Raw genomic sequence first — 4,594 nt, 5'->3', positions numbered from 1 at the left:
CAAAAGGATAATCTGGTCTTTATTTTATGGGGAGCATATGCTCAGAAGAAAGGGGAGGTGATTGATGCACAAAAGCATTTGGTCATTAAATCTGCTCATCCTTCACCATTTGCCGCAGACAGAGGCTTTTTTGGTAGCAAACCTTTTAGCAGAACTAATGACTATTTGAAATCAAAGAGTTTGAATGCAATAAACTGGTAACAAAAAAGGTGATCTATTTAGATCACCTTTTTATGTTTATCTTATTAGGTTGAAGAACCTTCTCCAACGTATTCTGCTAAAGAAGCCTTTATTAGGATCTAAAGACAGCCAGATAAAGAACCCTTTACCTACCACATGATCTTCAGGAACAAAACCCCAATAACGTGAGTCCAGTGAATTGTGTCTGTTGTCACCCATCATGAAGTAATAATTCTGCTTGAATGTATATTCTGCAGTTTCCTTACCATCAATAAATAGTTTGCCATCTTTGATCTCAGCATTTTCATTATGCTCATACAAGGTTATAGCATCTCCGTATGTAGCTAGGGAAGCCCTGTCAATTTTTATCGTAGCTCCTTCTTTCGGAATAGTTAATGGGCCATACCAGTCGGCATTCCAAGGGAACAATTCAGGGTCATTCGGAAATATGCCGTTGTCTAGCTCACCTTTATTATAAGGCTCAAATTGTCTGTAAGGGTTGTTTGATGATATTCGAACTTCGGTTATAAATGGAAGTTTTTTAAGTGCTTCGGCCTGGCTTGATGTGATGTACATGAGTTGAACCACTCCATTATCATCTCTACTTACTACCTGGCTATCAGGTATATCCTGATCATCAAGAATTCTTTGGCTCAATGCATTTTTTGAGAAGACCAAATATGAAAACTGCATATCTTCTGGGTTTTCAATGGCCTTATCATTGATGAAGATCTGTTTGTCTTCAATTTTAAGCACATCACCTGGAAGCCCAACACAACGCTTAATGTAGTTTGTCTTTAAATCTATGGGGTAATCAATGTTTTCGTTCAGACTTTTTGGAGGCACATTAAATACTACAACATCATTTTGCTGTATTGATGTAAAACCTGGAAGTCTGTATTGTGGCAGTTGAATCCAATCTACATATGAAGGTATTTCAGTACCCCAAATCTTTTGATGCGTTAGAGGTACTTGTAATGGCGTTGCAGGTGTTCTTGTGCCGTAATGGAATTTACTTACAAAAAGGAAATCTCCTACCAATAATGATTTCTCCATTGATGGGGTAGGGATGGTAAAGGCTTCCATTATCAACCATCTAATAAGCGTTGCAGCAATAACTGCGAAGGTTATGGCGTCTAACCATTCTCTAGCCTTTGATTTTTTTACTTCGGGCTTTTCCTTCTTTTGCCAAAATTTCCAATTCATATATCTTGATTTTTGTTACTGGTACAATACCAGCATTGTTTCTTACAATTTGTGACTATTATTTTTTTAGGTTAGCTAAAAAATCTTTCATACTTAATAGGCCTTTTTGCTGTGGCAACCATTCGCTTACCATAACAGCACCCATAGCAAAACCCTCTCTGGAATGTGCCGTGTGCTTAATTTCAATATCATCTATTGGTGATGAATATTTGACAGTGTGAGTTCCAGGTACATTATCAACTCTGTGGGCATGAATAGTGATAGCATCCTCACCTTCTTTTTCAAGTAACCAATTCTCCTTTTTTGGGTTGTTGTCTATAATACCTTCAGCAAGACTTATCGCGGTGCCGCTGGGAGCATCTTTCTTTTGCGTATGATGAATCTCGTCAATATCAACATTGTATTCAGCTTGGTCTGCCATTAATTGAGCAAGCTGCTCGTTGAGTTGAAAAAACAGATTAACCCCTATGCTATAGTTTGAAGCATAGAAGAAAGTGCCATTGTTGTTTTTACAAAGTTCTTCTACTTCATTTTTTTTATTGAGCCACCCCGTTGTTCCTGATAATATCGGAATGTTGTTTTCAAGACAGTATTTAATATTTTCAAATGCTGATTCTGGTTGACTAAATTCAATGGCTACATCAGTGTTAGACGAGTTGAATTTTTGTAAATCATCTGCATTGTCGCGGTCAATGGTACCTGCTATTTGATGGTCTCTTTTTAAAGCTATGGCTTCTATGGCGTGCCCCATTTTCCCATAGCCAATTAATAGTATTCTCACTTAAACTTTAATTTTATGGTAACCCCGGCATTATATCTTGCATATGCAGGTTGCTCAAACATGGGGTCTATAGTAACTTTTAAATCTGGATTTAAATCAAATTCCTTTAAATGGGCATCAATATGTGCATCTAATATCTGCATCATATAAAAAACCCCAACTAATATTAAATAGAAGTCTCTATCTCTTCTGGTGCTGTTTATCGTAGAGCGAAGCTGCTCTTCAGTAGCACCAGATGGAGGCTCAAAATTAGGATCTTGCAATAGTTGAAAAAGCTCACCCCTGAATTCTTTGTATTGTTTGTCGTAAACATTGGCTACATATCCCAGTGTGATAAAACCTCCATAAACGATGGGCAGTTTCCAATACTTCTTATTGTAGATTTGACCTGCACCTGGTAAAACAGCTGCTAATAAAGAGGCTCTTCTTGGCACGAACTTATCAGCATAACTGTCAATTTCTTCAACCCGAACATTCTCGTCATTTTCAACTAGAATGGGCTCATCATTTCTGGTAGAGTCGGTATTAACTCCTGCAGGGCTTATTTGTGCTTGAGCCGAACAGTATATTAATAGGATTAATCCAGTTAGAAGAAATACCTTTTTCATTTATAATTCAAGAATTTCCAGCAGTCGGTTCAAATCTTCTACGGATACAAAAGGGATTTTTATTTCACCTTTCTTACCATCTGACTTTATTTGAACTTTGGTGCCAAAATGCGATGTTAGTTTGTGTTGCAAATTAGCAATTTCCTTGCCGCCTTCATTTTGTTCTTTAGGTTCAGCAGGTTTTTTTGAAGAATACTCAGAGCGAACTAGTTCTTCTACTTTTCTAACAGATAAATCCTGACTTATAATTCTTTTGAAAATATCCAGTTGCTGATCAACACTATCAATGGTAATTAGAGCTCTGGCATGCCCCATTGTTATTTTCTTATCACGAATTGCCGCCTGAATAGCAGGAGGTAATTTTAATAATCTTAAGTAGTTATTAACGGTAGTTCTGTTTTTGCCAACCCTATCACCAAGCTCTTCTTGCTTAAGCTCGCACTCGCTCAATAATCTCTGATAGCTCAATGCAATTTCAATGGCATTAAGGTTCTCTCTTTGAATATTTTCAATCAGAGCCATTTCCAGCATTTGCTGGTCATCTGCAGTTCTTACGTATGCAGGCACCGCAGTTAGTCCTGCTAACTTAGAAGCTTGAAATCTTCTTTCTCCAGAGATAAGCTGATACTTATTCTTAGATAATTTTCTTACCGTTATGGGTTGAATAATGCCCTGAACTTTAATAGAGTCACTTAACTCCTGAAGAGCATCCTTATCAAAATGAGTTCTTGGTTGAAAAGGGTTTACCTCTATCTCATCCAGATTGATCTCGTTGATAGAACCGGCTGGGTTGCTTTCTCCAACGCCAATATTTTTCTCCATTGATGGAGAATCTTCCAATAGGGCTCCAAGCCCTCTTCCTAACGCACTTTTTCTTTTTATTGATTTATTGGCCATTGGTATTAAATATTATGATTTGCCGTTTTTGACTAAAATTTCTTTAGCCAAATTTAAATAACTTACGGCACCTTTACTTTCCGCATCGTGTGCTATCGCAGGTAAACCAAAGCTTGGCGACTCACTTAGCTTAATATTTCTTGGAATGATTGTATCAAACACTATTTTCTTAAAGTGTGTTTGAACTTCCTCAACCACTTGATTTGATAATCTTAACCTAACGTCATACATCGTTAATAAAATACCTTCAATCTCCAGAGCCTTATTAAGTCTGGTCTGAATGATTTTTATTGTGTTCAACAACTTACCTAATCCTTCCAAAGCAAAATACTCACACTGAACTGGAATAATCACAGAGTCAGAAGCAGTTAATGCATTGATGGTTATAAGTCCTAACGAAGGTGAGCAATCTATGATTATAAAATCATAGTCCTTTTTAGCCTTTTTGAGGGAATCCTTCATTCTTTCTTCCCTTCTTTCAATATTTACCATTTCGACTTCAGCACCAACAAGGTCAATGTGCGAAGGGAGAATGTGCAAGTATTCGATATCAGTTTTGGTAATAGCGTCATAAACATCAACTCCATCTACCATACACTCGTACACACTATGCTCTACTTCTCGAGGGTTAAGCCCAACTCCTGATGTTGAATTAGCCTGAGGATCGGCATCGACAATCAATGTGCGATACTCAAGTGCTGCCAAACTCGCAGCTAAATTTATTGCTGTAGTTGTTTTACCTACTCCTCCTTTTTGGTTTGCAATGGCTATTACCTTAGTCATTAACTGTTAGTTTTTACGGTTAAATTATATACCAATTTAAATCCTTTGTTTTCAAACATTTATGACACAGGAAATGGTTTTAATCGTGTTTTATTGCTCAAAAAAGGCGTTTTAAGCCACTTCTTTGAAAACTAAGTAT

General features: G+C 37.1%; 5 protein-coding genes and 1 pseudogene. 1 reads left to right on the top strand and 5 read right to left on the bottom strand.

Annotated elements, in window-relative coordinates:
- Window positions 1-201 (top strand): annotated as a pseudogene (locus E1140_RS01700) (uracil-DNA glycosylase); the annotation flags it as partial.
- A gap of 36 nt (window positions 202-237) precedes the next feature.
- Here E1140_RS01700 and lepB read toward each other — a convergent pair.
- Genes lepB through E1140_RS01675 form a run of 5 tightly spaced genes read right to left on the bottom strand, consistent with a single transcriptional unit; the run spans window position 238 to window position 4,455 of the window.
- Window positions 238-1,386: a signal peptidase I gene (lepB, locus tag E1140_RS01695; protein ID WP_155178385.1), complete on the bottom strand. Its 1,149-nt coding sequence runs from the start codon at window positions 1,384-1,386 to the stop codon at window positions 238-240.
- Window positions 1,387-1,444: 58 nt separating this feature from the next.
- Window positions 1,445-2,167 carry a 4-hydroxy-tetrahydrodipicolinate reductase gene (dapB, locus tag E1140_RS01690; protein ID WP_185153366.1) on the bottom strand — a complete coding sequence of 241 codons (723 nt, stop codon included), beginning with the start codon at window positions 2,165-2,167 and terminating at the stop codon, window positions 1,445-1,447.
- Window positions 2,164-2,775: a DUF5683 domain-containing protein gene (locus E1140_RS01685; RefSeq protein ID WP_155178383.1), complete on the bottom strand. Its 612-nt coding sequence runs from the start codon at window positions 2,773-2,775 to the stop codon at window positions 2,164-2,166. Before E1140_RS01685 ends, dapB begins: the two co-directional genes overlap by 4 nt.
- Window positions 2,776-3,672 (bottom strand): ParB/RepB/Spo0J family partition protein, encoded by an 897-nt coding sequence (locus E1140_RS01680; protein WP_155178381.1) that lies wholly within the window; start codon window positions 3,670-3,672, stop codon window positions 2,776-2,778.
- 12 nt (window positions 3,673-3,684) lie between these two features.
- Entirely contained in the window at window positions 3,685-4,455 is a 771-nt protein-coding gene (locus E1140_RS01675; RefSeq protein WP_155178379.1) for a ParA family protein, read from the bottom strand.
- Between the last annotated feature and the right edge of the window lie 139 nt (window positions 4,456-4,594).

It is taken from the genome of Fulvivirga lutimaris (assembly GCF_009711525.1).
Taxonomy (GTDB): Bacteria; Bacteroidota; Bacteroidia; order Cytophagales; family Cyclobacteriaceae; genus Fulvivirga; species Fulvivirga lutimaris.
This window is presented reverse-complemented; position numbering and strand designations above follow the sequence as displayed.